Here is a 24,859-nt window from a genome sequence, read left to right on the forward strand (position 1 = left end):
ATCAGGACACCCGGCAGCCTGGTATCGTGAGGCTTGGGTGATCCCGCGAGCTTTGATAAGCAGGGCGCGCACGCCCTCACCCGCCGCAGCCAACAACAAGAACGAGCCGCAATGCCCCGCACCCCGATCGTCGCCCGCACCCTGCCCGCCCTCCGCAAGGCGCTCGACGGCCTGCGCGCGCGCAAGGCGACCATCGGCCTGGTGCCGACCATGGGAGCGCTGCATGACGGCCACGTCTCCCTGGTGCGCCTCGCCCAGCGCCGCACCAGCAAGGTCGTGGTGTCGATTTTCGTCAATCCAACGCAATTCGCGCCGACCGAGGACTTTGGCTCCTATCCGCGCACCTGGAAAAGCGACGTCGCCAAACTCACCGAAGCCGGCGTCGACCTGATCTGGAATCCCGACGCCAAGGTGATGTATCCGGAAGGCTTCGCAACGAAGATCACGACCGGAGGCCCGGCCACCGCCGACCTCGAAGATCGCTTCCGCCCGCATTTCTTCGGCGGCGTCGCCACTGTCGTCGGCAAGCTGTTCACGCAGGTGCGACCGGACATGGCGTTCTTCGGCGAGAAGGACTACCAGCAGCTCAAGGTCGTGACGCGCATGGCGCGGGATCTCGATCTCGGCGTCAAGGTGACCGGCGCAACCACGGTGCGCGAGCGCGACGGTCTCGCGATGTCGTCGCGCAACGTCTATCTCTCGCCGGAAGACCGCGCCACGGCGCCGGTGCTGTACCGCGCGATGAAAGAAACCGCCAAGCGCCTGAAGGCGGGCGATGACCTTGAAGCCGCCATGGCCGGTGGCGCCGCGATGATCACCGCGGCAGGCTTCGCACTCGACTACTTCGAGGCGCGCCACGCGGAGTCACTGGCGCCGGTCAGTTCGATGAAGGACGGCCCGGTGCGACTGCTGGTGGCCGCGAGGATCGGCAAGACGCGGCTGATCGACAATATCGGGGTGTGAGGCTTTCGTCCTGACTCGTCATTCCGGGGCGCACGAAAGCGGCGAAGCCGCTGAAGTGCGAACCCGGAATCCCAGAGTGTTTTGCACTGACTAGAGACTCCCATGCCGAGATTCCGGGTTCGCGTCCGGCAAGTGCCGGCCGCGCCCCGGAATGACGAGTGTGGGTGGGATGGACTCGGGCTGAACGCACCCCAAACATTTTTTCCTATCTCCCGTTGACAATATCCCTGCATGGACTATATTCCCCTTCGTCCTGCCCCACCGAGAGGGGCGATCGCGATCGTCACGTTCGCGGGGTGGGATGCGGTGGACGCCGGAGATGCGGCGTCACGCGGTTCATGGGGGAACGTCTGTCTTCGGGCAGGACGGATCTGCGCCAGCACTGCCACTGGCAAGGAGACGTTTGGCCTTGGGATGGAAAGACTCCGGGACAGTGTGACGGACGACCAAATCGAAACGCGTTCGGCCAAGTGCTTTGCGGCTACCCTGTCCCTCCGCCCTGGGACATTAATTTTGGTGACGGGACCGTTCGCCATGGCAGATGTGCAAGCAACCGAAAAAACACCGCATGCGGAACGCCGGGCAATCGCTCGGCGCCTCCGAAAGTCCTGATGCACACTAACCTGCGGAAGACCGCATTCGCATCAGGCCCAAGGGTGCAACGGGCACCCGGCGTTCCGCACGCCCTCTCACAGGGGGGCGGGAATGCAAGAGACGACGGCGCCCCCGCGCCGCAAACAATGGGGGCGATGACGCATGTCTCAAATGGAGTGGCTGTTTGACATTCGAAGAAGCTGAGACGCGCAGGCGGTCGCGATATCCCTCCCTCAAGCGGCGAAGCCGCGCAGTGGGGTCTGGCGGACGAATTCGTCCGCCAGGGTCGGCCAAGCGAAGCGGAGGCCGGGGGTGGGGTCTCTCCACGAACTCCGAGCTTGGGGAGACACCCCCACCCGACCGGCCAAGAGGCCGGCCTCCCTCCCCACGCAAGCGCGGGGGAGGGAAAAGCAAGAGCCCTACTCCGCCGCGATCTGGCGCGGCGCCGGCGGCGGATTGGCGAGGTCCTTGGCGAGTTCGGCGTAACGTACCTTCGCCGCCACGACCGAGGCCTCCTTCACCGGGCCGTAACCGCGAATGCTGTCGGGCAGCGAGAGGAGCTGCACGGCCGTATCCACCGTGAGCGGCGACAGCAGGTTCAACACTGTCGCGACGTCCTTCTCGTAGCCCGCAATCAGATCGCGCTCCAGTCTGCGGTCGGCGCTGTAGCCGAACACATCCAGCGGCGTGCCGCGCAAGGTGCGCAGCTTCGCCAGAATGCGAAACAGCGGCAGCATCCAGGCGCCGAAGGCGCGCTTCTTCGGGCGCCCCGACGCATCGGTGCCGGGCAGCATCGGCGGCGCGAGATTGAAGCTGATCTTGATGTCATCCTCGAACTGATCGCGCAGCTGCTTCTCAAACTTGCCGTCGGTATAGAGCCGCGCGACCTCGTATTCGTCCTTGTAGGCGAGCAGCTTGGCATAATTGATCGCCACCGCGCGCGGCAGTTCATCGTCATAGCCACCACGCATGGCGGCCTCACGGACCAGATCGACCATCGCCTGGTAGCGCTCGGCGAGCTTGCTGTTCTGATAGTCCGTCAGCAATCCGCTGCGATGAGCGACGATCTCGTCGAGGCTCATCTCATCCAGCGTCTTTGGCGCGATGGTCTCATCGGCACCCTTGAGCATATCGGCGAGCCGTGCCGGATCGGCGGCGGCAAGACGGCCAAGCTGGAACGCCAGCATGTTCATCTTGATCGAGACGCCATTGAGTTCGATGGCCTGTTCGATGGACGCCGCCTGCAACGGCAGCAGCCCCTGCTGATAGGCAAAGCCCATCATCATCATGTTGGTGGCGATGGAATCGCCAAGCAGCGCTTCGGCCGCCTTGGTGAAGTCGAGGAATGTCGATTCCTTGCGCAGCGACATTTCCAGCACGTTGTTGACCTTGCGGGACTGGAAATTGAAATCGCGGTTGCGCACGAAATCCGCGATCGGAATGAGATGGGTGTTGACGATGCCATAGGTGCGCGAGCTCTCGCAGAGCGAGATCGTGTCCTTGGCGATGGCCACCACTTCATCGGCCGCGATCAGGACATCCGCTGTGCCGGTGACGATGCGCGAGCAGGTGACGTCGCCGGTGTCGTTGGCGAGACGCACATGGCTGAGCACCGCGCCGCCCTTCTGCGCGAGGCCGGACATGTCGAGGATCATCGAGGCCTTGCCTTCGATATGCGCGGCCATGCCGAGCAGCGCACCGATGGTCAGCACGCCGGTGCCACCGACGCCGCCGACGGCGACATTATAGGGCTTGTCGAGCGTTGGCCGCGTGGCCGGCTCCGGCAATATACCGATGGCGCCGAGTTCGACCGGCGCCTTGCGCTTCAGCTTGCCGCCATCGACCGTGACGAAGGACGGGCAAAAGCCCTTGAGGCACGAGTAGTCCTTGTTGCAGGACGACTGATTGATGGTGCGCTTGCGACCTAGTGCGGTCTCCAGCGGCTCCACCGAAATGCAGTTCGACTGCACCGAGCAATCGCCGCAGCCTTCGCAGACTGCCGGGTTGATGAGCACGCGGCGCTGCGGGTCTTCCAGAATGCCCTTCTTGCGGCGGCGACGCTTCTCGGCCGCGCAGGTCTGCACGAACACGATGGCCGAGCAGCCCGGTACGTCACGTAGTGTCTTCATCACATTGTCGAGTTCGTCGCGATGCGCCAGCTTCACGCCCGGCGCAATGGTGTTGGCGGGATAGGCATCGGGATTCTCCGACACGAGATAGATCTCGCGGATGCCCTCGCTGTGGAGCTGGAACGTGATCTTCTGCGGCGACAGGTCACCGTCATGGTGCTGACCACCGGTCATCGCCACCGCATCGTTGTAGAGGATCTTGTAGGTGATGTTGGCCTTGGAGGCGATCGACTGACGGATCGCCAGAGAGCCAGAATGGAAGTATGTGCCATCGCCGAGATTGGCGAAGATATGCTTCTCCTTGGTGAAGGGCGCAATGCCGGTCCATGGCACGCCCTCACCGCCCATATGGGTGAAGGTCTCGGTGGAGCGATCCATCCACAGCGACATGAAGTGGCAGCCAATGCCGGCCAGCGCGCGCGAGCCCTCCGGGACCTTGGTCGAAGTATTGTGCGGGCAGCCCGAGCAGAAATACGGTGTGCGCGTGATCGGCACGACGTTCTGGACTTGCGAGGCCTCGCGGCCGTGAAACCAGTCGGCCTTGGCGCGCAGCAGTGCCGCGATCTCCGGATCGATCTCCATCGCCAGCAGGCGATCCACCAGCGAGGTCGCAACCTTGGCGACGCTCAGTTCTTCGGCGAATGGCAGGAAGCGATGATCGTGGGAATCCATCTTGCCGACGATGCGTGGCCGGACATCGTCGCGCCAGTTGAACAGCTCCTGCTTGACCTGGTTCTCGACGATCTCGCGACGCTCCTCGACGATGAAGATCTCATCGAGACCCACCGCGAACTTGCGCACGCCTTCCGGCTCCAGCGGCCACGGCATGCCGATCTTGTACAAACGAAGACCAATCTTGGCGGCGACCTCTTCGGTAATACCCAGCTCACGCAATGCCTGGCGCACGTCCTCATAGCTCTTGCCGGACGCCATGATGCCGAAGCGCGCATTCGGCGAGTCCATGGTGACACGGTTGATGTTGTTGGCGCGGGCAAAGGCAATCGCCGCGAAGCCCTTGTAGTCCTGCAAGCGGCGATCCTGCACATAGCGGTCGTCCGGCCAGCGCAGGTTCAGACCATCCGGCGGCAGTTCGAAATCGGTGGGAATATTGAACGGCGTCATCTCGTCATTGAGGTTGATCTCCGCCGTGGTCTCCACGGTCTCGGTGATCACCTTCATGCCAACCCAGCAGCCGGAATAGCGCGACATCGCGATACCGAGCAGACCCATCTCGATCATCTCGTGGATGCTCGAAGGATAAAGATAGGGCATCAGCGCCGAGATGAAGGCATGGTCGGACTGATGCGGAACGGTCGAGGACTTGGCGCCGTGATCGTCGCCGGCGAGACAGAGCACGCCACCGAATTTCGCGGAGCCGGCAGCATTGCCATGACGGAAGACGTCGCCGCAGCGATCGACGCCGGGGCCCTTGCCGTACCAGATGCCGACCACGCCATCATATTCGGCGCCGGGCGAGAGATTGAGCTGCTGGGTGCCCCAGATCGCGGTGGCTGCGAGATCTTCGTTGACGCCGGGCTGGAATTTGACGCCGTACTGATCGAGATGTTTGCGCGCCGCCACGAGCTGCTGGTCGTAGCCGCCGAGTGGCGAGCCGCGATAGCCGGTAACGAAGGCTGCCGTGTTCAGACCCGCCGCGCGGTCCCTGCGGACCTGCGCCATCGGCAGCCGCACCAGCGCCTGAATGCCGGTCAGGAAGATGTGGCCGGAGCCCTGGGTGTATTTCTGATCGAGACTGATCGCGCCTTGATTAATTCCCATTCCCACCCTCGTCACTGCGGCCTCTGAGCTGTCGCCCGGGGCTATCGCCCCGGACTGCGTCGTCCGGCCTGCTCGCGCCTATTATCTGGGGTCGTTCGACTCCCTTAGAAACAGTCTATGTTGGATTTTGAACGGGACGCACCACAATTCTGGGCAATGGAGCCCCGCGTCCAAAGAACGCAATTTCGTGATGAATGCGGCCGGTAGACTTGTCACGTTGTGTCGCCGCAAAGGCCTTTGGCGCAAGGACGTAACGGCTTCACGCTGCAGTGCGATGCAGCACGATCTGCCAAGGAGGCTCAGGCCTCGCCCGGGAATATCTCACCGATGATCTTCATCAGATCGGCCTCGCGAAACGGCTTGCGCAGATAGGCGCGAAAACGCCCTGCCCGGTCGCGCACGACATGTTCCAGCAACGAGGTCATGACGACCACCGGAATTCCGCTCAGCCGCTCGTCCTGCCCCATCGCTGCGATCAGGCCGGCGCCGTCGAGGAACGGCATCATGAAATCGGTTAGCACGAGATCGGGCGTGTCCCGATGCAGAATGTCGAGCGCCTCACGGCCATTGCCGGCCACGAGGACATTGAAGGCATATTCGCTCAACAGGACTTCGAGCCAGTCGGCGATCGCCCATTCGTCCTCGACAATCAGGACAGTTCGCACCGCTATTCTCCAGTCAACTTAAGATCCGTCGATGGAGTTGGTGCAGGTCCCTGACTAGAAATGTCCCTGAGGATGCGCTCCGCGCTTTGGAAATCGGCATCAAGAACGATGCCGCCGTCGAGAATTTCAAAGCGGCGCATGCGCATATCGGTCCGGCGGTCACGCGATTTCAGAATGGTCATCAGACGATGGTTTTCCGAGCGCAAGGCTGCGAGATGCAGCGCGATGATGTTCTCGGCAACCGCGGAGAGACCCGTCTGGTTGACGCCCTTGAGCGGCTGCCCGGGTGTCATGCCAGCGTGATCAGTTTCTGCCGTCGCCAGCGTGGTAACACCGAGTGCGCGCAACTCGTTGCACAGCGCCGATAAAAAAGAGCCGATGCGCTCCTTTTCGTCGGTGAGCTTCGAGAAGCCTTCGATGCCATCGATCACCAGACGGCGCACGCCGTTCTGCCTGATGGTCGAGAGCAGCTCGGTTGCGACCTCGTCGAGCACCGCTTCTGTCTGCGGGCGCCACATCAGCGTGACCTTGTCGGCCCGCGATTTCAGCGGCAGCTTGAGGCTGTCGGCCTTGATACGCAGCGCCATTGGATTCTCGTGAAACCCGAACAGCATCGCCGGTTCATTGGCGGGACCGCCGGTCAGGAACTGAAGACCGGCCGTGGTTTTGCCCGACCCGGAAGGCCCGAGCACCACTGTCACCGAATGCGTATCGACGCCGCCGCCGAGCATCTTGTCCACGCCGCCAATGCCGACGGACACCATGGGACCGTCGGCGCTGTCCCAGACGCTGGGTGTCTCCAGCAGCGCCTCGATACGCGGATAGATGGCGTGTCCATTCTCGGTGATGCGATAGGAGTGCTTGCCGCCCATGAACCAAGTGCCACGCAGCTTGTGGACCTGAAGTGACCGCTCGGCGCGGCGGCCATGCAGTGCCGACTGCAGCTCGATGAGACCGTCCACCATCGTATGCTCAGGCGGATGCGCATCGGCGTCGAAGGCACTGGTCAGAAGGAACATGGTGCAGTTGCTGAAGGCGGCCTGGGTCTGCAATTCGTGGATGAACTTCTTCAGCTCAAGCTCGGAGCGCGCCTTTTCGTGCACGGTGATGAGACCATCGAGCACGAGGATGCTGGCCTTGCGTGTGCGAACCTCGCGGCGGACCACGTCCAGCAGTCCGCGCAGCCCGTCGTCTTCCAGCGTCTTGAAGGCGCCGACATAGGACATGCGGTCGGGAATTGCTGCTTCATCGAAGAAGGTCATCCGCCGCATGTGTCCGATCATGCGGGCGTGGCTTTCGGCAAGCAGCGTGATGTAAAGCGCGTTCCGCCCCTGCGCGGCCTGCGCGAAACAGATCTGGTTGCCCAGAATCGTCTTTCCGGCGCCTGGGGCGCCCTGAATGATGTAGATGCCGCCGTCGAAAACGCCCCCGCCCAGGATCGCATCGAGACCCGGTACGCCGGTTGCAAACCGGCCGTTATCGCCACTCATTCCGAAACTGCCCCTAACGTGTCACCTATACCGGTGAGATGTTGAAACGTGTCGGGGAGCGATGGGTTCCAAAGCTTTTTCAGAAATATTTCGAAACGCTGCCTCTCAGCAAGGCAGCATCCCGCTAATAGCGCACCCGAAACGGAACATCGGCCTTTACGGGCCATTGCTGTCCGGTCACCCTGACAACATCAGGCATGGAGGACGGAAATGGATCAGAAGCTGAATACCTGGACGTCGCAGCCTGAACTCGCCGGCAGCGATATGGCGTCGACGAATGACGGTTCTTATCATCCGGATTGCGGCGAAGAGCATGATCACAAGCCGACCAAGGCCATCATCGGCGTGGGACTACTCGTGGTGCTGAGTTTCCTGCTCTATGAATTCAACGGCAAGGTGTCCAAGACGCACACGTCAGCGACCCCGCCCGCGCAGCACCAGAGCTTCGCGGCTAACCGCTAGGCTTCGACAGCTTCGTCCGCAATAGCGCTTTCAGTCTCGGGCACGACGACCCGAAACTGGAAGCCATGCAGACCGATGGTCGGCACGATGCCGAAATGGTCGGTGCCGAAGACTTTGACCCGATGCTGCAGTTCGTCTTTCTCGATGCTTACCGGGATATCGCAGATCTGCTCATAGGCCTTACGCGTGTGACGCGTGGTGCCCCAGCGCAGCGCCCGCTCGATCAGCGGCTCCGGCTGTGTGGCCAGGACGCGTGCCATCCGCCAGAAAGTCTGCACCAGCTTCGTATAGGCAATCTCTTCCAGACCCGCGACACTGATGTCCGCCGGAATTGGGAACGCCTCGACATCCACGATCGGTCCGGCATCGACACGTGCAATCATGCGATGGACCGTGCAGCCGAAGTCGGTCGCATGATCGTAGAGCGCAAAATGTGCCGGGGCCCAGCCGGGATATTGCGGCGGGCCGGGATGGAAATTGTAGGCGCCAAAGCCAAGCTGATCGAGCACCGCGCCGGGGACTATCACGCCAGTGGTGAACGAAATCATCCGCGCCCGGCGCAGCCAATCGGGCTCGATCGCCGCCAGATCTTCAGCTGTGAAAACAGGAAGGACCGTCAGGGCCGGATTGTGACCACGGAGCAAAGTTGTAAAGACCGAGTGCTCAGCAGGACCCGTCAGGAGGATAATCGTATCGAACATTCGGGCTGCCACGCGCTTCTGCGAATCAATAATCGCCTCAGCGTCGCAGCCAGGCCTTAACATCTGATGAGCAGACCCGATCACGCTGCATTGCCGCATAGGACGCGGCTCTGCAATGGCACAATCTCTGGAACATGCACCCCATGGCCTGAACAATACATCGATGAATCCGGGCGACGCGACGAAGACCGCATCCCAATCCGCGCCGGCGACGCAAGACAATACGCCAAAGGCGCCGGCGCCAACCAACAACATCGCGGATTCCTATTCGAAGCCGCCAGTGGCACCCGGCGTGCGCGACGTGACGCCCACCAACAATCAGCCCGGCGTCACCACCGGTGCGGCACCTGCGAGACCGCAGACCCCGCAATCGGCTCCGACCGGCACCGAGATCGACAGCTCGAAGGGCGGCGCGCCGAAGTAACGGCGCGACGGGCAGACAAAGCTGCGGATAGCAATGTCCGGGGCTTTGTCGCGCGTGGACTATGCGGTCACCTGGCGCAGAAATGTGCGCTCTTCCGCCAGGATGAACTGGTGCTCCTCGGCCGACGCGAAATTCGCGACGCCGTCCGCGTCGGTGCGCAGTCTGGCGCGGTAGGCTTCATAGGCCGCGAGACTCGGGAACGAGATCAGGCCGAATGCGACGTTGTTCGTTCCTTCATGGGGCATCCAATACCCCTGCAGATCGCCACCGCATTTGGGAATAATCGTCAGCCAGCGCTTGGCGTAGGCTTCAAACAATTCGCGTTTGAACGGATCGATCTGATAGCGAATGAAGACAGTGATCGTCATGACGGCTCCCTCTGCAGATGCCTGGATATAGCCGCTTGATCGACTGTAATACTTCGATTAGCGTCGAAGTATGAAAGCAGGTCCGGACATCGCCATGGTCGCCGCACTTGTTGGCGACCCTGCACGCGCCAATATGCTGACGGCGCTGATGACGGGCCGTGCGCTGACCGCGAGCGAACTCGCCCAGGAAGCCGGGATTACGGCACCGACCGCGAGTTCACACCTTTCCAAACTCGAAGCAGGCGGCTTGATCGAGCCGGAAAAACAAGGGCGCCATCGCTATTATCGCCTCACCGGTCCCGATGTCGCCGGAGTGCTGGAAGGTCTGGCCGGCCTGGCAGCCCGCGCCGGCCATCTTCGCGTTCGCACCGGGCCGAAAGAACCCGCATTGCGCCGCGCACGGATTTGCTACGATCATCTCGCCGGCGATCTCGGCGTGCAGATGCTCGACAGTATGCGGGCACAGAAGCTGATCCGGCAGACCGAGCGGGTCATCGAACTTACGACCCAGGGCAGCAGGTTCGTTGCTGAAGAATTGAGGATCGATCCGGCGACGCTGGCGCATCCGCGCCGGCCGGTCTGCAAGGCCTGCCTCGACTGGAGCGAGCGCCGCCACCATCTGGCCGGGACACTTGGCGCCGCCATCATGATCTCATTTACTGCCATGAAATGGGCGGCCAGAGACCCCTCGCCCGGCAGCCGCGTGGTGCATTTCACCCGCAGCGGCGAGAAGCGCTTCGAGGCATTGTTCGGCACCACCGGCGACGCCATCCGGAAAACGTGAAGACGCCGGCTTACCTTCGCCGCAATGCAGCTTGAAACCGCGCCGGACCTTCCTTCTCCCGGAGCCCCCCGATGAACCGCCTGCTGCTCGCTGCGCTGATTGCAACCCTGCCGTTCACCTCATCGCGAGCGGCCGAGCCTCCTGCGGCGCGCGAGCCTTACGGCATAGGCCTCGAAGGCTTCCCCTATCCCTACCCCGTCAACATGCTGCCGCTGGTCAATGACGGCGAACAGCTGCGCATGGCCTATATGGACGTGCCATCGACCAAACCGAACGGCCGAACCGTGGTGCTACTGCACGGCCGCAATTTTCCATCGAGCTACTGGGCGCCGGTGATCGGCACATTGAACGATGCAGGTTACCGCGTCGTGGTCCCCGATCAGATCGGCTTCGGCAAATCATCGAAGCCGTCAGGCGAGCTGCATTTCGACACCCTCGCCCGTAACACCGTCGCGCTGATGGATCACCTCGGGATCGCGAAATTCGACATCGTGGCGCATTCCCTGGGCGGCATGTTGAGCGTGCGCATTGCCCGCGCTTATCCCGATCGCATCGATCACCTGCTGCTCGCCGCGCCGATCGGACTTGAGGACTATCGGCTCTATGTGCCACCGACACCAACCGAAAAGATTCTGGAGAACGAAGACAAGCTGACGGCGGAAGGTTACCGCAAACAGCTCGAGGTGAACTATTCGCTGAAGATGCAGCCCGACCAGGTAACGCCCTTCATCGACGCGCGTTTCAACATCAAGGGGTCACCGGAATATCCGCGCTGGCTGCGCGCCTTCGTCAGCTCGGCGCAGCTCATTTATCGCGAGCCCGTGGTCCACGAAATTCCGCTGATCGCATTGCCGACCCTGTTCATCATGGGCGCCGACGATCATAACGCACCGGGCAAGCCGAATGCGCCGGAAGCATTGCGGCCGAGGATGGGGCAGAACGCCGATCTCGCCAAGGCGCTGGCGGCGAAGATGCCGAACGCGAAGGCCGAGGTGCTGCCGGACGCGGGCCATATCGTGTTTCTCGATGCACCGGCCAAATTCAACGAATTGATGCTGGGATTTCTCGCGGCGAAGTAGCAACTGCCGCGCCCTACTACGCGGATATCCCGAAACATTCATGCTGTATTCAGATCGAATCGGCTTAATCGTGCTGTGCAGCGTTGATCCCCAGCAATTTTCTTGCCCGTAAGAGTCCTGCAGCGGGTGATGCGATGCCATCATTATTCTCTGCGCCGCATCGCGGCACCATCGAGGGAGAACACGAATGAAGACGATCTTTGCGGCAGCCTTGTTTGCCGTTAGCGTCGGGGGCATCGGTGCCGCCTGCGCAATGCCTCTGGCTCCGCTGAGCGCTGCAGACACGGCAGGCGTGATCCAGGTCGCTCAGGGCTGCGGCCCCGGCTATGCCCGCGGTCCCTATGGCGGTTGCCGCCCGATGTTCCGTGGTCCGCCGCCGCGCGGCCCGGGTTACTGCCCCCCCGGCTTCTTCCGCAATCCCTACGGCCGCTGCATCCGCCGCTGGTGATCGCTGCATAATCCTGACGACGACCCCGCCACTGGCGGGGTTTTTTGTTGCCCACGCGCCGGTTACAGCCGTCACATAGAGATGACAGAATGGAGTCTGATTGCACTGGAGATTGTCATGCCGAGCGCTTTGCGTCATCTCATTCTGGCCGCGCTGTTTGGCCTCGCACAGCCCGCTCTCGCACAGGCCGACACCATCGCACTGCCCGAGCCGCAGCTCGGCCCGCGGCCATTCTATCTCGTCGACAAGATGAAAGACGGTCCGCTAAAGACGAAGCTGAGCACCTGCACCGGACCATTTCGCAAGAGCGATTTCTCCATCGCCCATCGGGGCGCGCCGCTGCAATTCCCCGAGCATACCCGCGAGTCCTATCTCGCTGCGGCGCGCATGGGCGCCGGCGTGATCGAATGCGACGTGACATTTACGAAGGACCGCCAGTTGGTCTGCCGGCATTCGCAATGCGACCTGCACACGACAACGAACATCCTGTCGGTGCCGGCGCTGGCGAACAAGTGCACGCAACCTTTCAGCCCTGCCGATCCCGCCACCGGCAAGAAGGCATCGGCGAAATGCTGCACCAGCGACATCACGCTGGCGGAGTTCAGAACGCTCACGGCGAAGATGGATGCCGCCAACACGTCAGCGACCACCGTTGCGGATTATCAGAACGGCACACTGCGCTGGCGCACCGACCTTTATGCCAGCTCGGGCACGCTGATGACCCACGCGGAGAGCATCGCGCTGATCAAGAGCCTCGGCGCCAAATTCACGCCGGAGCTGAAGGCGCCGGAAGTGCCGATGCCGTTCGACGGCGATTATAGTCAGGAGAAATACGCGACCCAGATGCTCGACGAATATCGCGCCGCCGGCATTCCGCCTGGCGACGTATTTGCCCAGAGCTTCGATCTCAACGACATCAAGTTCTGGATCCGCACCGCACCGGACTTCAGCGCGCAGGCAGTTTATCTCGACGGCCGCTATGAAACACCGGGTTTCGATCACATGCGACCGGACACGTGGAAACCGTCGATGGCCGAACTCAAGGCTGCCGGCGTCAAGATTCTCGCGCCGCCGATCTACATGCTGCTGACGCTTGATGGCAGCGGTCAGATCGTGCCCTCCCCTTATGCTAAGGCAGCGCGCGACGCCGGGCTCGACCTGATCACCTGGTCGCTCGAGCGCGACGGACCGCTGGCCAATGGCGGCGGTTTCTTCCATCGCTCGGTCAAACCCGCCATCGACCGCGATGGCGACACGCTGACGGTGCTGGACGTACTGGCGAAGGACGTCGGCGTCCGCGGCGTGTTTTCCGACTGGCCGGCGACCACGACATTCTACGCCAGCTGCATGGGACTGCGCTGACGCAGCACGTTATTTGGCGTCGCTGTCATAGATGAATTTCGGCATTTCCAGCTTCAGCCGGATCGCCAGCAAGCGGAACGCCAGTCCGGTCACGGCGGCGACGAGCGTCACCAGATCGGGACTGAATCCGTATTTGATGCCGCCGATATAGAGAAGCCCCGTCACGATTGAGACGCTGGCATAGAGTTCGGCGCGAAACAGCAGCGGCACGTCGTTGCACAGCACATCGCGAATCACGCCGCCGACGCAGCCGGTGATCATCCCGGCCACGACCACAATCAGCAGTGGCTGATCCATGGCGAGGGCGATGTTGCAGCCCATGATGGTGAAGACCACGAGACCGATGGCATCGAGCACCAGAAACAGCGCGTGGAAGCGATGCACCACGCGCGCAAGCCCGATGGTCACCAGCGCAGCGCCGCCGGTGAGCAGCAGCAGATACGGGCTCTTCACCCACCACAGCGGATAATGCCCGAGCAGCATGTCGCGCACCGAACCACCGCCGAGCGCAGTGATGCAGCCGAGCATGGCAACGCCAAGCCAGTCCATCTTGCGCCGCCCGGCCGCCAGCGCAGCCGTCATCGCCTCGGCAATGAGCGCGATCATGGCGAGCGGAAACAGCAGGGCTTCGGTATGGGGCATGGGACTCGTCGGTAGCGGATGACGGCGACCTGTAACACAAATCCGTGCATGCGGTGACCGGCGGCGGACAAATCCCCGCCATCTTCCTGAGCCTCCATCACAACCTCACAGCAGGAGGTGTCATGACCCGTCTGTTTCTCACCCTCCCCATTCTACTCATGGCTGGCGCGGCCATGGCGGAGGACGCGCGGCTGTCGATGCCCTATTATGGCAGCGCCACCATGAATGCCGATGACAGCCTGGTGCTGCATTTCACCCGCACGGTGGACGGCAAGCCGGCTGACGGCTCGCAGACCTTTGCCCCCGGCGATCGCAGCTATGACAACGTGCGTCGCCACCTGAGCGGCATTGAACCCGGCCAGACCAAACCGCTGACGCCCTGGAGAGACTGAGCGTCAGCACAAACGGGCTTTACCTACCAGTAGCGGCGGCGGCGCCAGTAGCGACGACGGACCCGATAACGGCGACGCCAGCCCCAATGCCGGCGGCGATAACCCCAGAAACGACGCCGAGGCCAGCCGCGGCGACGCCACTGGACTTGCTCAGGCTGGAGACGATCGACGTCGTCCTGCGACGCCACTGCGGCTTGAGGTTCTGTGTCCGGTTTGTGGTTATCGAGTGGATTGGTCGGCAGCAGCGGCGCGGCCTGAGCCTGCGTGATGGCCTGAGCGGCCAAGCCGACGCCCGCGGCAAAGCCGAAGGCGATCTTCAGAAAATGACGGCGTTCCATCGCGATCCCTCCTGATATCCGTGAGGAGATCAGGATCGGACCCGCGGCATGAATGGAAACTGAATGTGCGTGGGAACTCACACATTCGGCATCTCGCCGTTATCGAAAGCCGACGGCCAATCCGACGACCTGACCGTCGAGGCCGCTGAAGCCGTGATATCCCCGCGCCTCGCACGGATCACCGTCATTGCGTCCGCCGCTCAGCCACGCCACGCGAGCGCGCCCGACCGACCATTTCACGAACGGATCGACGCCGGCCGGCGCGGTAAACTTGCAGCCGTCATTGCGATGATGGATGACCAGCGTGCGCGGCAATGCCGAGGGCGAGCCGATAATCGACATCACATTGCTGCCACTACCCGATTCCGCACTGAGAAAGCCCGAGGTCAGCACCAGCGCATCCGGCCGCGCGCCCCGCGCGATCCCCTCGGCGGCACGCTGGGTGCCGCGGCTGGTCGCCACCACCGTCACCGGACGCTTGATCGCGGCCATGTATTGCACCGCGCTCGACAGATCGGTCCCAGCATCCACCACCAGCACCGCCAGCCCCCGCGCCGCATAGGCGCCGCGGGTCCGCACCAGCTGATTGCCCTTCAGCCCGTTGATCTCACCATGCTCGCCTGGGCTGATAGCGCCGCTGCCGCCGGGCATCAGGATTACGCTGGCGCGGGGCGATGCGGGCTTGATGAGCACGGCGCGTGAGCCGCCGATGATGACGGTTTCGTCAGCCAGAGTGGATGTATTGGCGAACGCCGTAAGAATTAGCGCTGCGAAAAAATTGGCTATACGCACTGGACGAGTAATCATGTACTGCGACCGCTTTCAGTATTTGGAGACGAAAGCTATTGTCAACGAGTAAGAGATGAGCGAAGCCGTAACCTAACAGCGCGGAATTAGACTACGCCAACCCGCCTGGCCACGTAGGACGCATCCATTGTGCCCGCCTTTTCAAGCGTGCATTTTTTCCATTATAGCTTGGCCACACACCCACGTCCTCATAACATCACAATCAGACAACTAGGTCAGGCCGACGAATGGGACCACTTTTCTCTGCGGCCGGTGCGTTAATAATCGTCACGTCAGCAATCGCGCTAACTTTCCTTCCCGCCAGAATTTTTCTTCCCACCCGAACGTCGTTGGCGTTGGCCGTCTTGCTGGTTCTTTCAGGGGCCGCCGGGTTCATGTTGGGCGTAGCAATCCAATATCCATTTCGGGACGACACACTTCGAACATCAAGCGAATTATTGACCTACTTCGGTATCGCGATAGCTACAGGTTGCCTATCAGCGGGGTTATCCGGCTGGATGTTTCTATCAGTGTGGAAACGCAGACGAAAATAGGAAATGACACATAAATTTCCTTAAACTGCGTCTCCGCGCCTCGATACGCCCGTTTCTTTCGAGTTACTCCTGAGCCTAAAACTCTACAAAATCACAACGGCATATTGTCGTGCTTCTTCATCGGCACTTCGAGATGCTTGTCCTTCAGCATCGCCAGCGCGCGCGCGATGCGCTTGCGGGTGGAGTGCGGCATGATCACGTCGTCGATATAGCCGCGCTCGGCAGCGACGAAGGGTGACAGGAAGCGGTCTTCATATTCCTTGGTGCGCGCGGCGATCTTGTCGGCGTCGCCGATATCCTGACGGAAGATGATTTCCACGGCGCCCTTGGCACCCATCACGGCGATCTGCGCCGTCGGCCAGGCGTAGTTCATGTCGGCGCCGATTTCCTTCGAGGCCATCACGTCGAACGCGCCGCCATAGGCCTTGCGGGTGATCACGGTCACCAATGGCACGGTGCACTGGCTGTAGGCGAACAGCAGCTTGGCGCCGTGCTTGATGAGGCCGCCATATTCCTGCGCGGTGCCCGGTAGGAAGCCCGGCACGTCGACGAAAGTGACGATCGGAATGTTGAAGGCGTCGCAGAAACGCACAAAGCGCGCGGCCTTGCGCGAGGCGTCACTGTCGAGCACGCCGGCCAGCACCATCGGCTGGTTGGCGACGAAGCCCACGGTCTTGCCGGCGATGCGGCCAAAACCTGTGACGATGTTCTTGGCGAAGGTCTCGGCGATCTCGAAGAAATCGCCCTCGTCCACGACCTTGAGGATCAGCTCCTTCATGTCGTAGGGCTTGTTCGGATTGTCGGGGATCAGCGTGTCGAGCGACAGGTCCTGGCGCTCGATGTCGTCGAAGCTCGGCCATTCCGGCACGCCTTCGGTGTTGTTGGCCGGCAGGAAGTCGATCAGCCGGCGCATCTGCAGCAGCGTCTCGACGTCGTTCTCGAAGGCGCCGTCGGCGATCGAAGATTTCGTGGCGTGCACGCTGGCGCCGCCAAGTTCTTCGGCGGTGACGACCTCGTTGGTGACGGTCTTCACCACGTCGGGACCGGTGACGAACATATAGCTGGTGTTCTTCACCATGAAGATGAAGTCGGTCATGGCCGGCGAATAGACGTCGCCGCCGGCGCAGGGTCCCATGATCACCGAGATCTGCGGGATCACGCCGGAGGCCTGGACGTTGCGGCGGAACACGTAGGAGTAACCTGCAAGGGCTGCGACGCCTTCCTGGATGCGCGCGCCGCCGGCGTCGTACAGGCCGATGATCGGCGCCCGCGCCTTCATCGCCATGTCCTGCAGCTTGGTGATCTTGAGCGCGTGGGTCTCGGACAGCGAACCACCGAACACGGTGAAATCCTTGGCGAAGACGAAGGTCTTGCGACCGTTGACGGTGCCCCAGCCGGTGACGACGCCGTCACCGGGAATCTTGGACTTTTCCATGCCAAATTCCACGGAGCGGTGTTCGACGAACATGTCGAATTCCTCGAACGACCCCTTGTCGAGCAAAAGCTCGATGCGCTCGCGGGCGGTCAGCTTGCCCTTGCTGTGCTGCGACTCGATGCGCGTCTCGCCGCCGCCCAGTTTGGCGCCTGCACGACGCGCTTCGAGGGTGTCCAGGATGTCTTTCATGTGCTCCAGCCCGTCAATGTCACGTGTTATCGCCCGCGGCGGCCGCGGGGTTTGGGCGAGGTTCTAGCATGGGGTTTTGAGCGGTGGAAACGCCCATCAGGAAGGGTTGAATCCCCCAAAATCGCATGGCGCCGGCGGCGATCCTGCCTATATCCGGATCAGACAAGGGAGAGCGCCGGATGACCAATATCGTGATCAATGAAAACAGTGGCGCAGCCACGGGTGGCGTGCGTGACCTGCTGCGCTGGGAAGGCGCGGCGCTGTTTGTCGGAATGACGCTGTTCTACTGGATCTCGGGCGCGCCCTGGCAGATCTATGCCCTGTTTTTCTTCGTCCCGGACCTCAGCATGCTGGCCTATCTGGCCGGCCCGCGGATCGGCGCAGGGGTCTATAATCTGGTGCACGCGACCATCGCGCCGCTGCTGCTCGCTCTCGCCGGTATCGCCACCGCCGAGCCGATCGCCGGTTCGATCGCACTGGTCTGGTTCGCCCATATCGGCTTCGACCGCGCGCTTGGCTACGGCCTCAAATACGACGCCGGTTTCCGCTTCACCCATCTCGGCCGCATCGGCAAGGATGCGACCGCACCGGCCACGGCGGAAAACCCGACCACCGGCAACCCGATCAAGGCTGCCTGACGGCGTCGGCCTCACGGCTCGCCCGGCTTGAACGGCGCTTCCTTGCCGGGCGGCGTGCTCTCCTCCGCCATCGCCAGCAACATCGCTACCATCACGTAATTGCCGGCCACGGCCGTGAGATCGACGATCTGCTGATCGTTGAAGATCTTCTTGGCACGCGCATAGGTCGCGTCGGAGACCTTGTGCGTGCCCGTCAGCTCGGTGACGAAGTCGTACACCGTCGCCTCGTCTTCAGCCATGTTCGCCGGCCGCTTGTTGGCCTTGAGATCGGCGATGATATCGGGCGACAACCCCGCCTTCTGCGCGAGCGGCGCATGCGCGAACCATTCGACCTGCGAGCGCCATTGCCGGCCGATGATGATGATCGCAAATTCGTTGAGCTTGACGGGAACGGACGTATCCCAGCGCAGATAGGCGAACAGATCGAACAACTTTTGCCCGAGCACCGGGCTGCGCATCATCGGATTATAGGGACCGGCGAGCCCCACGCTTGAGACCTTCATCACCTGTTCGCCGAGCGGCTTCTGCCTGGCGTCGAGCTGATCCATGGTGAGCTGCGGAAAACGCGGCTCCTTGCTGGTGGCAGGCTGGGCAAACATGGTGGCGGCAAACCAGCCGCTAGCCGCTGCAACTGCAAGCGACGACAGTCTGATGGACGACATCCAGAGCGTCGATTTCATGATTTCCTCCGTGAGCTTTTTCTTGTTCACGAAGGCTAGTTCAACGGGCATGACAGCGCCAGTTCCGGAGCGTCCCAGAACGATCGCCTCGCCCCGCAGACCGCGCGGAGCTCAGTGCCCGCTCATCACCAGCGTCTTGACAGGAAGCAACAACGCCTGGATCCGCAGCAACATCGCGTGGACGACCCCAACGGCATCGACGGCATGAAGCGCCAGCCACTTGAAAGAACCGATCCCCTTCGCGGCGATGGCATCATGATTGCTGGTATAGGCATTGACGATACAACTGCTGCCGGGCGTCACGCCGTCGAGACCGCCCTGATAGATTGGCTCCAGGAATGTGAGGATGGTGCCCGGCGCGCGGACTTGCTGCGCTTCCACCAACTGCTCGCCGCCGCGAAACTGACCGGCCGCGATATAGTTCTGGACGCCGGTCACCACCATCGGGATGACGGTCCACGGCTTCGAAATACAGGTCGCCTCGGCAACCATGCCCACCTTCATCACCTGCGCCTCGATTTGCCCGAATCCTGCAGAGAGCACGCGGCCCGCATTCTCCGGAATGAGAATGCCCGCTGATCGCATGACGGGATTGACGACATCGCCAACACGGAGTGTGAACTGCTCGACGCGCCCGTCCACGCCTGCGCGAATGAACGTCTTGTCGAGATCGACTTGCGCCTCCGCGAGTGCCGCCTGCGCGCTGGCCTTCTCCGCCGGCAGCAGCGCGGAGATACGCGTCATCGCGGATTGTCGCGCGGCCATGGCCGCATCAAGCGCCCCCTGGCGGCCGGTCAGCAGCACCTCGAGTTTTTCGATGTCGCGTTGCGGCACCATGCCGGGATTGCGCTTCTGCAACTCACGTTTGGTATCGAGTTCGTCCGACGCTTGCTGAAAAGACCCTTTGGCCTCCTGCGCCTGTCCTTCAGCCTTCAGAATATCGGCCTGCGCCGCCAGCATGGCTGCATCGACCTCGGCAATCTTGCGCCGCGCGGTCTCCATCGACGCTTCCTGCTTGGCGTTATCGAGCCGGAAGATCACATCGCCCTTCCTGACCGGGGCACTGAACTGGACGTGCACCTCCGCCACCCGGCCATTGACCTCGGGAAGGATCGGCACGGTCCGATAGAACAAGGTCGCGCTTGTCGTGGATGGATGAAAATAGAAGATCACCGTGATCAGAGCGACCGTCAGCATCACGCAGGCTGTGATCCCCCATCTGAGTTCGAACCACACCGAATAGAACGTGATCTCCCGCCCCAGGCGCTTGCCTTGGCCGTAGCGGCGATAGAGATAATCCGGAAAAACCGTTAGCAGCGAGCAGAGGAGAAGCTCAAGCATGACCGTGCCCTCCGGCTTCGCCGGGGCGACTCGATGTTTCCGCCGTGATGGGGAGTGACGGCGCTTCACCGGTGGGCTCGACGGTGTCGCTGGTAGCATCGCCGTTGGCAATCTTTTGCACCGATCCTGCGATACTGCGCAGTGGCGTGCTGAAATCCGGCAAATCGATCATCGCCAGTAACAGCCCGATCACCCAGAACAGATGGTTGTGGGTGAACAATGCAATCAAACCCAACACGGCGACGATTTCAAACTGCAGCTTCTGCGACTTGTGCGCCATGCGCTCCGGCATGCTGTGCAGACGCAGATACAGATTGCCGACCATCATGACGGAGCCGATCAGAACGATTCCGACCACAACCATGAGCGTGTCAGTCTCGCCGGGAGCAGTGATGAAGCCAGGCAGATGATGCGGAGCGTTCGGATGCAGCGTCTCACTCACGTGATCCCTCATTCCAACAGCGTCAGGCGAGCATGCGCCTGTTCCAGTTTCCATAGTTGCACAAAGCTGGAACTTGGCAAGCATCAGCTTGTGGGCGATAGAAAATGCGCTGCAACAAATCTACATTCATAACGGGCGGACTGCGGGTTGATAGCTCGCGGATGCGAGATCACCAGCCTCGAAAGACCGGCGCAGAACAGCTCAACGATCTGATATGTTTCGCGGTCGAATGATGCTGCTAGTGCGCGCGGCCCGACAGCCTGAGCACGAAGACCAGCACTTCCGCGACAGCCTTGTAGAGCTCGGCTGGAATCTCATCACCGATTTCGACATTCGAGAGTGCGCCGGCGAGTACCTCATTTTCCTCGATGGGAATGTCGTGGGCCTTGGCGACCTCGATGATTTTCTCACCGATCGCGCCCTTGCCTTTCGCGGTGACAACAGGCGCGCCGGTCTTGTCGTAATGCAGCGCGACAGCCAGCGATCTTTTGGGCTGCACGATCATAGCGCGCGATCCAGGAAGTGCCCGGCCGATGCCGGCGCGGGCTGCACCGGTGCGCCCTCGCGGACCACGATATCGCCGGGCTGCAGATTGGCGCGGATCAGCGCCTGATTGAGCTGCGCCGCACCGGCCTGCAACTGCAGCGCCGTTGCCGGCCGCTCCGCCCACATCCGCACCGACGTCTTGTCGCCGGTCAGCGAGACCAGCGCATGGACCGGGCCGGCGGGCTCGACATCGAGTGAAAAGCGCGCACGCCAGACCTGCTTGGCCGCTTCAGCCTCGCTGCCATTGCCGCCATCACGCGAAATCTCGAACTGCACCATGGCGGTGCCGTTCGGTACAGCAAACGGAATTTCAAAACTCCAGCGCGGCGATGCCTGATCAAGCCGCGGCGCTGCAAGACCGTCCGCGCGATCCGGCAAGGATGCCACCTGCAGCAGGGTCTGGCGCGCCAGCGCCGCATCGGTATCTGCGAGCAGATGATGGACGGTGGTCCCCAGCGGCGCGTTTGCCGGGAGTGTCGGCAGTGCCATCGCCTGCGCCGTCGGCAGCCCACCGCGCAATGGCGGCGGCGGCAGGGTGTTGCGTGCGATGTTCGTTTCGGCACCCGGCTGGCCCGCTGGCGCCTTCGCGGCGGGCAGCAGATCCATCATCATGCTGTCGTCGAACACCAGCGATGCCGCACTACCCATGCCCTTGGGAGCCATCTGCAGCGCTTCCCGAAGCAGGTTGAGCGCTGCGCCATTGTTAGCCAAGCGTGCAGCCGCTTCGGGGGCTTTTGCCACGGCCGGCGCGCTTTGAGCCACAACATCGAGTCCGGGCTCATCTGCAGCGAGAAGTCCAGCCTGCTGCAGCGGATCGTTCTTGATGCTGGCCTTGGGCAACATGGCTGCTGTCGCCGCAGCGGCTTGCGCCTGCTGTACGGTGACCTGCGCCACGACACTGGGAAGCGCGTTTGCCAATGCCGATGCTGGCTGCTCCGGCGTAGCCACCGGTGTCGCTGCATTCGCCGGTGCTGGCGTCGTGCTCTGGGTTGGACTCGCGGTGGCGAGCGTCGTCGCCAACGCCTGGCGCAACACGATCAATGCCGCCTTCAGATCGGGCAGCCCGCCTTGCGGCAGCGATCCCTTGGCCAGCGATGACTCCAGAAACAGGCCGGAATTCTGGAACGCCGATTTGACTTCCTCGCCGGTGAGCTGGGCGTCGAGCGGCGGGCGTTGCGCCAGTACCTGCGCGACCGCCTGCTGCAACTGCTGCGGCAACCCCTTCAGCGAGGTTGCAGCACCGAGATTGGCAAACAGCGTGGCCAGGCTCGCCTGCTGCGTCACGGCACTTTGCGTGGCGGTGGAGACCGCCTGTGCTTCCAGCGATGTCAGCTGGATCTTGGAGGTCGCGATGGCATTGGCGAGATTGATCGGCAGGTCTGGCGCGAGGGTCACGTCGCCGGAGGACGCGCCACCCGCCTGCCCTGCACCTGTGTTCTGCGGGGTGACGACGGCAAGCTGGACGTTGCCGTTGTCCGTCTTCGACACTGCGAATTGCAGCACCTGCCCGGCCTGCAACGGCACCTGCGATTGCGCGTCGATCGTGCTGTGCCCGATGGCGATACGAACCTGATTGTCTGGCGAGACCGAGAGCACGCGGCCCGCAATCACGCTGCCGGGCTGAAACGCGACTTCGCTCGCCACGCCCTGCGCGGAGACAACCGGTAAGATCGAGTTGACGGGAGTCGGCATGGTGAGCGGCACCGGACAATGGTGCAGCTACGCTAGTTAACGGTCGTTAACTTCCAATTAACCCGCTGACGGTGCGACCGCCTTCAGTACCAGCACAGCAGCCTTGAAATCCACCTGCCGCGCCGCGCGCCGCGCAGCGACTTCCTCATCGAGGCCCCACTTCTCGATATTCCAGTCCTCGTCGACAAAAGCAGCGGTCCAGACCTGATCGGCATTCAGATGGCCATGGAGCAGCGCCAGCGCGAGCAGCGCCGAGCCGGTGATCGTCGTCACCAGATGCAGCGCGGCGATCGCCCATGGATCGCTCGGCAGCGCCGCACGGGCAGATGCGACGGCCTGTTCGGGCTGGCTGACATGCACGATGCCCTCAGCCAGGATGAAATGCGCGCCGAGATCATCGGCAGCCCAGAACAAGACAGGGTCCCATGCCGCAGCCTCGCGCGCGATAAGCGCCTCGGGATAGCCGGCGCGATAGAACAGCAGATCGGTGCTGAAGTATTTTGCGATATCGTCAGCCACTGCCTGGGTCTGCGCCTCATCGCGGATCGCATCGATTACGCTGTTGGCGAGGCGCGTCACCGGCATGCTCGTGGGATCGATAACATCCTGCTGCGCATCCCATTCCGCAACCATGACCTCGGCAATGGCTGATGTAGGAACGACCAGCGGATGGCGCGACGGCGTGCGCACGGTCTTGTCGTCGAGCATGATGGCAAAGCCATCCGGTGTCTCGCTCATCCCAACGGTCTTGTAGAAGCGCTTGCGCTGCGGACCTCGCGTCGACCGTCGCACCGCCTCTTGCGGATCGAGCTGCGACTGGCCGTACACTTCGTCAAACAATTCACGCATCGATGGTCTCAATTCCTGTTCGCCAGCCGTCAATTTACGCGACAGACGGGCGCCGCGCGAGACCAAATCGCTCGTATTAGCGATTGGCGCAGGCTCGCGAATAGGTCGCACGATCATTCAGGCCGAGACCCGCAGCGGCGCCATCCTGCAAACAGTCGGTGATACGATCGCTGAAGGACCTCCGCGCCTGCGGCACATTCTGCTGCCGCGGCAGATCGCCGAGCTGAGGCACGACAGGTACTTCTATCCGCGGCGGTGGCGGTGCGGGCGGCAGTGGCGTGATCAAAGCCGGGTTGCCGGGCACTCCGATAACCTGCGCGACCGCAGGCGCAGCAGAGAGCGCCGCCGCAACGGCGACCAACAGAGCGAATGGGATAGAGCGATGTCTCATTGGTCTCATGTTGTCACGATCCCGCATCACATCAAGTGTCAGCGCCGGACAATGTGATCCGCTGCCGAATGACGGCGTTCCCATCCGGCGCGCTCGAGTTCCGGCCGATCGTCGTCGATCTCCGGATATCCGATGCAGAAATAACCGATCAGCCGCCATGCGCTGGGGATATCGAGTGTCGCTGCGATGGCTGCAGGGTCGAGGATCGAGACCCAGCCCATGCCGATGCCTTCGGCGCGCGCGGCGAGCCACATGGTCGCAATCGCCGTCACCACCGAATAGTCGGCCATCTCCGGCATGGTGCGACGACCGAGACCATGGCCGACCTCGGTATCATGATCGGCAAAGACAGCGAGATGACATGGCGCTTCGCGCAGGCCGGCAAGTTTGAGCGTCGCATAATTCTGCGCGAGTTCGCCGGTATAGGCGCTCAATGCCTCGGCATTGCAGGCGGTGAAATTCTCCAGCACGGCCTCACGGCGTGACGCATCGTCGACGATGACAAAGCGCCATGGCTGGCTCAGGCCCACCGAAGGCGCGAGGCACGCGGTATCGAGCAGGCGATCGAGAAAGCCCGCAGGCAGTGGATCGGACTTGAAGCGCCTGATATCGCGGCGCCACACAAACAGATCATGCAGACGCGCGCGAAACGCGGCGTCGAAATCGGGCACGTCGGCGGTTGCCGACGTCGCGCAC

General features: G+C 62.3%; 26 protein-coding genes. 9 read left to right on the plus strand and 17 right to left on the minus strand.

The window, feature by feature from the left end:
- Window positions 1–111: 111 nt before the first annotated feature.
- Window positions 112–963 (plus strand): pantoate--beta-alanine ligase, encoded by an 852-nt coding sequence (panC, locus tag AB7783_RS11200; protein WP_184517801.1) that lies wholly within the window; start codon window positions 112–114, stop codon window positions 961–963.
- Window positions 964–1,976: 1,013 nt separating this feature from the next.
- Here the strand turns inward: panC and AB7783_RS11205 are convergent.
- The 3 genes from AB7783_RS11205 to AB7783_RS11215 all read right to left on the minus strand — a co-directional run bounded on the left by AB7783_RS11205 (window position 1,977) and on the right by AB7783_RS11215 (window position 7,620).
- Window positions 1,977–5,465 (minus strand): indolepyruvate ferredoxin oxidoreductase family protein, encoded by a 3,489-nt coding sequence (locus tag AB7783_RS11205; protein WP_441277658.1) that lies wholly within the window; start codon window positions 5,463–5,465, stop codon window positions 1,977–1,979.
- 299 nt (window positions 5,466–5,764) lie between these two features.
- Window positions 5,765–6,130: a response regulator gene (locus AB7783_RS11210; RefSeq protein ID WP_315842677.1), complete on the minus strand. Its 366-nt coding sequence runs from the start codon at window positions 6,128–6,130 to the stop codon at window positions 5,765–5,767.
- Window positions 6,131–6,132: 2 nt separating this feature from the next.
- Window positions 6,133–7,620, minus strand: a complete 1,488-nt coding sequence (locus AB7783_RS11215; protein ID WP_120291987.1) for an ATPase domain-containing protein — start codon at window positions 7,618–7,620, stop codon at window positions 6,133–6,135.
- Between the two features lie 210 nt (window positions 7,621–7,830).
- On the opposite strand from AB7783_RS11215, the gene AB7783_RS11220 reads away from it, so the two are divergent.
- The gene (locus tag AB7783_RS11220) at window positions 7,831–8,082 is read left to right on the plus strand and encodes a hypothetical protein (protein WP_184517809.1); all 252 of its coding nucleotides are present in this window, start codon (window positions 7,831–7,833) and stop codon (window positions 8,080–8,082) included.
- Here the strand turns inward: AB7783_RS11220 and AB7783_RS11225 are convergent.
- Window positions 8,079–8,867 carry a formyltransferase family protein gene (locus tag AB7783_RS11225; protein ID WP_441277659.1) on the minus strand — a complete coding sequence of 263 codons (789 nt, stop codon included), beginning with the start codon at window positions 8,865–8,867 and terminating at the stop codon, window positions 8,079–8,081. The genes AB7783_RS11220 and AB7783_RS11225 overlap by 4 nt on opposite strands.
- Before the next feature lie 31 nt (window positions 8,868–8,898).
- On the opposite strand from AB7783_RS11225, the gene AB7783_RS11230 reads away from it, so the two are divergent.
- Window positions 8,899–9,207: a hypothetical protein gene (locus tag AB7783_RS11230; RefSeq protein ID WP_441277660.1), complete on the plus strand. Its 309-nt coding sequence runs from the start codon at window positions 8,899–8,901 to the stop codon at window positions 9,205–9,207.
- A gap of 59 nt (window positions 9,208–9,266) precedes the next feature.
- On the opposite strand, the gene AB7783_RS11235 is transcribed toward AB7783_RS11230, so the two are convergent.
- Window positions 9,267–9,575, minus strand: a complete 309-nt coding sequence (locus tag AB7783_RS11235; protein WP_441277661.1) for an NIPSNAP family protein — start codon at window positions 9,573–9,575, stop codon at window positions 9,267–9,269.
- A gap of 70 nt (window positions 9,576–9,645) precedes the next feature.
- On the opposite strand from AB7783_RS11235, the gene AB7783_RS11240 reads away from it, so the two are divergent.
- The 4 genes from AB7783_RS11240 (at window position 9,646) to AB7783_RS11255 (ending at window position 13,248) form a co-directional block, all read left to right on the plus strand.
- The gene (locus AB7783_RS11240; protein WP_441277662.1) at window positions 9,646–10,359 is read left to right on the plus strand and encodes an ArsR/SmtB family transcription factor; all 714 of its coding nucleotides are present in this window, start codon (window positions 9,646–9,648) and stop codon (window positions 10,357–10,359) included.
- A 71-nt stretch (window positions 10,360–10,430) separates the two neighbouring features.
- The gene (locus tag AB7783_RS11245; RefSeq protein ID WP_441277663.1) at window positions 10,431–11,438 is read left to right on the plus strand and encodes an alpha/beta fold hydrolase; all 1,008 of its coding nucleotides are present in this window, start codon (window positions 10,431–10,433) and stop codon (window positions 11,436–11,438) included.
- 187 nt (window positions 11,439–11,625) lie between these two features.
- Window positions 11,626–11,886 carry a GCG_CRPN prefix-to-repeats domain-containing protein gene (locus tag AB7783_RS11250; RefSeq protein ID WP_441277664.1) on the plus strand — a complete coding sequence of 87 codons (261 nt, stop codon included), beginning with the start codon at window positions 11,626–11,628 and terminating at the stop codon, window positions 11,884–11,886.
- 117 nt (window positions 11,887–12,003) lie between these two features.
- Entirely contained in the window at window positions 12,004–13,248 is a 1,245-nt protein-coding gene (locus AB7783_RS11255) for a glycerophosphodiester phosphodiesterase family protein (protein WP_441277665.1), read from the plus strand.
- A 9-nt stretch (window positions 13,249–13,257) separates the two neighbouring features.
- Here AB7783_RS11255 and AB7783_RS11260 read toward each other — a convergent pair whose 3' ends face one another.
- Entirely contained in the window at window positions 13,258–13,890 is a 633-nt protein-coding gene (locus AB7783_RS11260; protein WP_441277666.1) for a trimeric intracellular cation channel family protein, read from the minus strand.
- Between the two features lie 122 nt (window positions 13,891–14,012).
- Here AB7783_RS11260 and AB7783_RS11265 point away from each other — a divergent pair, with 122 nt between their 5' ends.
- A complete protein-coding gene (locus AB7783_RS11265) occupies window positions 14,013–14,282 on the plus strand; it encodes a hypothetical protein (RefSeq protein WP_139212566.1) in 270 nt (89 codons plus the stop codon).
- Between the two features lie 23 nt (window positions 14,283–14,305).
- Here AB7783_RS11265 and AB7783_RS11270 read toward each other — a convergent pair whose 3' ends face one another.
- The 3 genes from AB7783_RS11270 to AB7783_RS11280 all read right to left on the minus strand — a co-directional run bounded on the left by AB7783_RS11270 (window position 14,306) and on the right by AB7783_RS11280 (window position 17,584).
- Window positions 14,306–14,620 carry a hypothetical protein gene (locus AB7783_RS11270; protein WP_441277667.1) on the minus strand — a complete coding sequence of 105 codons (315 nt, stop codon included), beginning with the start codon at window positions 14,618–14,620 and terminating at the stop codon, window positions 14,306–14,308.
- Between the two features lie 99 nt (window positions 14,621–14,719).
- Window positions 14,720–15,427: an alpha/beta hydrolase gene (locus AB7783_RS11275; RefSeq protein WP_441277668.1), complete on the minus strand. Its 708-nt coding sequence runs from the start codon at window positions 15,425–15,427 to the stop codon at window positions 14,720–14,722.
- Between the two features lie 624 nt (window positions 15,428–16,051).
- A complete protein-coding gene (locus tag AB7783_RS11280) occupies window positions 16,052–17,584 on the minus strand; it encodes an acyl-CoA carboxylase subunit beta (RefSeq protein WP_089268193.1) in 1,533 nt (510 codons plus the stop codon).
- 179 nt (window positions 17,585–17,763) lie between these two features.
- On the opposite strand from AB7783_RS11280, the gene AB7783_RS11285 reads away from it, so the two are divergent.
- Window positions 17,764–18,222, plus strand: coding sequence for a DUF4260 domain-containing protein (locus tag AB7783_RS11285; protein ID WP_120291964.1), 459 nt, complete (start codon window positions 17,764–17,766; stop codon window positions 18,220–18,222).
- Window positions 18,223–18,233: 11 nt separating this feature from the next.
- On the opposite strand, the gene AB7783_RS11290 is transcribed toward AB7783_RS11285, so the two are convergent.
- The 8 genes from AB7783_RS11290 to bluB form a co-directional block, all read right to left on the minus strand.
- A complete protein-coding gene (locus tag AB7783_RS11290; RefSeq protein ID WP_441279680.1) occupies window positions 18,234–18,884 on the minus strand; it encodes a carboxymuconolactone decarboxylase family protein in 651 nt (216 codons plus the stop codon).
- Window positions 18,885–19,013: 129 nt separating this feature from the next.
- Window positions 19,014–20,243 (minus strand): HlyD family secretion protein, encoded by a 1,230-nt coding sequence (locus AB7783_RS11295; protein ID WP_441277669.1) that lies wholly within the window; start codon window positions 20,241–20,243, stop codon window positions 19,014–19,016.
- A complete protein-coding gene (locus tag AB7783_RS11300; protein WP_441279681.1) occupies window positions 20,236–20,685 on the minus strand; it encodes a hypothetical protein in 450 nt (149 codons plus the stop codon). Before AB7783_RS11300 ends, AB7783_RS11295 begins: the two co-directional genes overlap by 8 nt.
- 238 nt (window positions 20,686–20,923) lie before the next feature.
- Window positions 20,924–21,190, minus strand: coding sequence for an EscU/YscU/HrcU family type III secretion system export apparatus switch protein (locus tag AB7783_RS11305; protein WP_093761235.1), 267 nt, complete (start codon window positions 21,188–21,190; stop codon window positions 20,924–20,926).
- Window positions 21,187–22,923: a flagellar hook-length control protein FliK gene (gene fliK / locus AB7783_RS11310; RefSeq protein ID WP_441277670.1), complete on the minus strand. Its 1,737-nt coding sequence runs from the start codon at window positions 22,921–22,923 to the stop codon at window positions 21,187–21,189. The genes AB7783_RS11305 and fliK overlap by 4 nt, the downstream gene beginning before the upstream one ends.
- Before the next feature lie 57 nt (window positions 22,924–22,980).
- Window positions 22,981–23,772 (minus strand): ATP12 family chaperone protein, encoded by a 792-nt coding sequence (locus AB7783_RS11315; RefSeq protein WP_441277671.1) that lies wholly within the window; start codon window positions 23,770–23,772, stop codon window positions 22,981–22,983.
- Window positions 23,773–23,848: 76 nt separating this feature from the next.
- The gene (locus tag AB7783_RS11320) at window positions 23,849–24,163 is read right to left on the minus strand and encodes a hypothetical protein (protein ID WP_441277672.1); all 315 of its coding nucleotides are present in this window, start codon (window positions 24,161–24,163) and stop codon (window positions 23,849–23,851) included.
- 38 nt (window positions 24,164–24,201) lie between these two features.
- Window positions 24,202–24,834, minus strand: a complete 633-nt coding sequence (gene bluB / locus AB7783_RS11325; protein ID WP_441279682.1) for a 5,6-dimethylbenzimidazole synthase — start codon at window positions 24,832–24,834, stop codon at window positions 24,202–24,204.
- Window positions 24,835–24,859: the final 25 nt, after the last annotated feature.

The organism is Tardiphaga sp. 172_B4_N1_3 (genome assembly GCF_052076035.1).
GTDB lineage: Bacteria > Pseudomonadota > Alphaproteobacteria > Rhizobiales > Xanthobacteraceae > Tardiphaga > Tardiphaga robiniae.

Coding starts and splice junctions, on each gene's coding strand:
- panC (WP_184517801.1), top strand. CDS start 112: ATGCCCCGCACCCCGATCGTCGCCCGCACCCTGCCCGCCCTCCGCAAG.
- AB7783_RS11205 (WP_441277658.1), bottom strand. CDS start 5,465: ATGGGAATTAATCAAGGCGCGATCAGTCTCGATCAGAAATACACCCAG.
- AB7783_RS11215 (WP_120291987.1), bottom strand. CDS start 7,620: ATGAGTGGCGATAACGGCCGGTTTGCAACCGGCGTACCGGGTCTCGAT.
- AB7783_RS11220 (WP_184517809.1), top strand. CDS start 7,831: ATGGATCAGAAGCTGAATACCTGGACGTCGCAGCCTGAACTCGCCGGC.
- AB7783_RS11230 (WP_441277660.1), top strand. CDS start 8,899: ATGGCACAATCTCTGGAACATGCACCCCATGGCCTGAACAATACATCG.
- AB7783_RS11235 (WP_441277661.1), bottom strand. CDS start 9,575: ATGACGATCACTGTCTTCATTCGCTATCAGATCGATCCGTTCAAACGC.
- AB7783_RS11240 (WP_441277662.1), top strand. CDS start 9,646: ATGAAAGCAGGTCCGGACATCGCCATGGTCGCCGCACTTGTTGGCGAC.
- AB7783_RS11245 (WP_441277663.1), top strand. CDS start 10,431: ATGAACCGCCTGCTGCTCGCTGCGCTGATTGCAACCCTGCCGTTCACC.
- AB7783_RS11250 (WP_441277664.1), top strand. CDS start 11,626: ATGAAGACGATCTTTGCGGCAGCCTTGTTTGCCGTTAGCGTCGGGGGC.
- AB7783_RS11255 (WP_441277665.1), top strand. CDS start 12,004: ATGCCGAGCGCTTTGCGTCATCTCATTCTGGCCGCGCTGTTTGGCCTC.
- AB7783_RS11260 (WP_441277666.1), bottom strand. CDS start 13,890: ATGCCCCATACCGAAGCCCTGCTGTTTCCGCTCGCCATGATCGCGCTC.
- AB7783_RS11265 (WP_139212566.1), top strand. CDS start 14,013: ATGACCCGTCTGTTTCTCACCCTCCCCATTCTACTCATGGCTGGCGCG.
- AB7783_RS11270 (WP_441277667.1), bottom strand. CDS start 14,620: ATGGAACGCCGTCATTTTCTGAAGATCGCCTTCGGCTTTGCCGCGGGC.
- AB7783_RS11275 (WP_441277668.1), bottom strand. CDS start 15,427: ATGATTACTCGTCCAGTGCGTATAGCCAATTTTTTCGCAGCGCTAATT.
- AB7783_RS11280 (WP_089268193.1), bottom strand. CDS start 17,584: ATGAAAGACATCCTGGACACCCTCGAAGCGCGTCGTGCAGGCGCCAAA.
- AB7783_RS11285 (WP_120291964.1), top strand. CDS start 17,764: ATGACCAATATCGTGATCAATGAAAACAGTGGCGCAGCCACGGGTGGC.
- AB7783_RS11290 (WP_441279680.1), bottom strand. CDS start 18,884: ATGTCGTCCATCAGACTGTCGTCGCTTGCAGTTGCAGCGGCTAGCGGC.
- AB7783_RS11295 (WP_441277669.1), bottom strand. CDS start 20,243: ATGCTTGAGCTTCTCCTCTGCTCGCTGCTAACGGTTTTTCCGGATTAT.
- AB7783_RS11305 (WP_093761235.1), bottom strand. CDS start 21,190: ATGATCGTGCAGCCCAAAAGATCGCTGGCTGTCGCGCTGCATTACGAC.
- fliK (WP_441277670.1), bottom strand. CDS start 22,923: ATGCCGACTCCCGTCAACTCGATCTTACCGGTTGTCTCCGCGCAGGGC.
- AB7783_RS11315 (WP_441277671.1), bottom strand. CDS start 23,772: ATGCGTGAATTGTTTGACGAAGTGTACGGCCAGTCGCAGCTCGATCCG.
- AB7783_RS11320 (WP_441277672.1), bottom strand. CDS start 24,163: ATGAGACATCGCTCTATCCCATTCGCTCTGTTGGTCGCCGTTGCGGCG.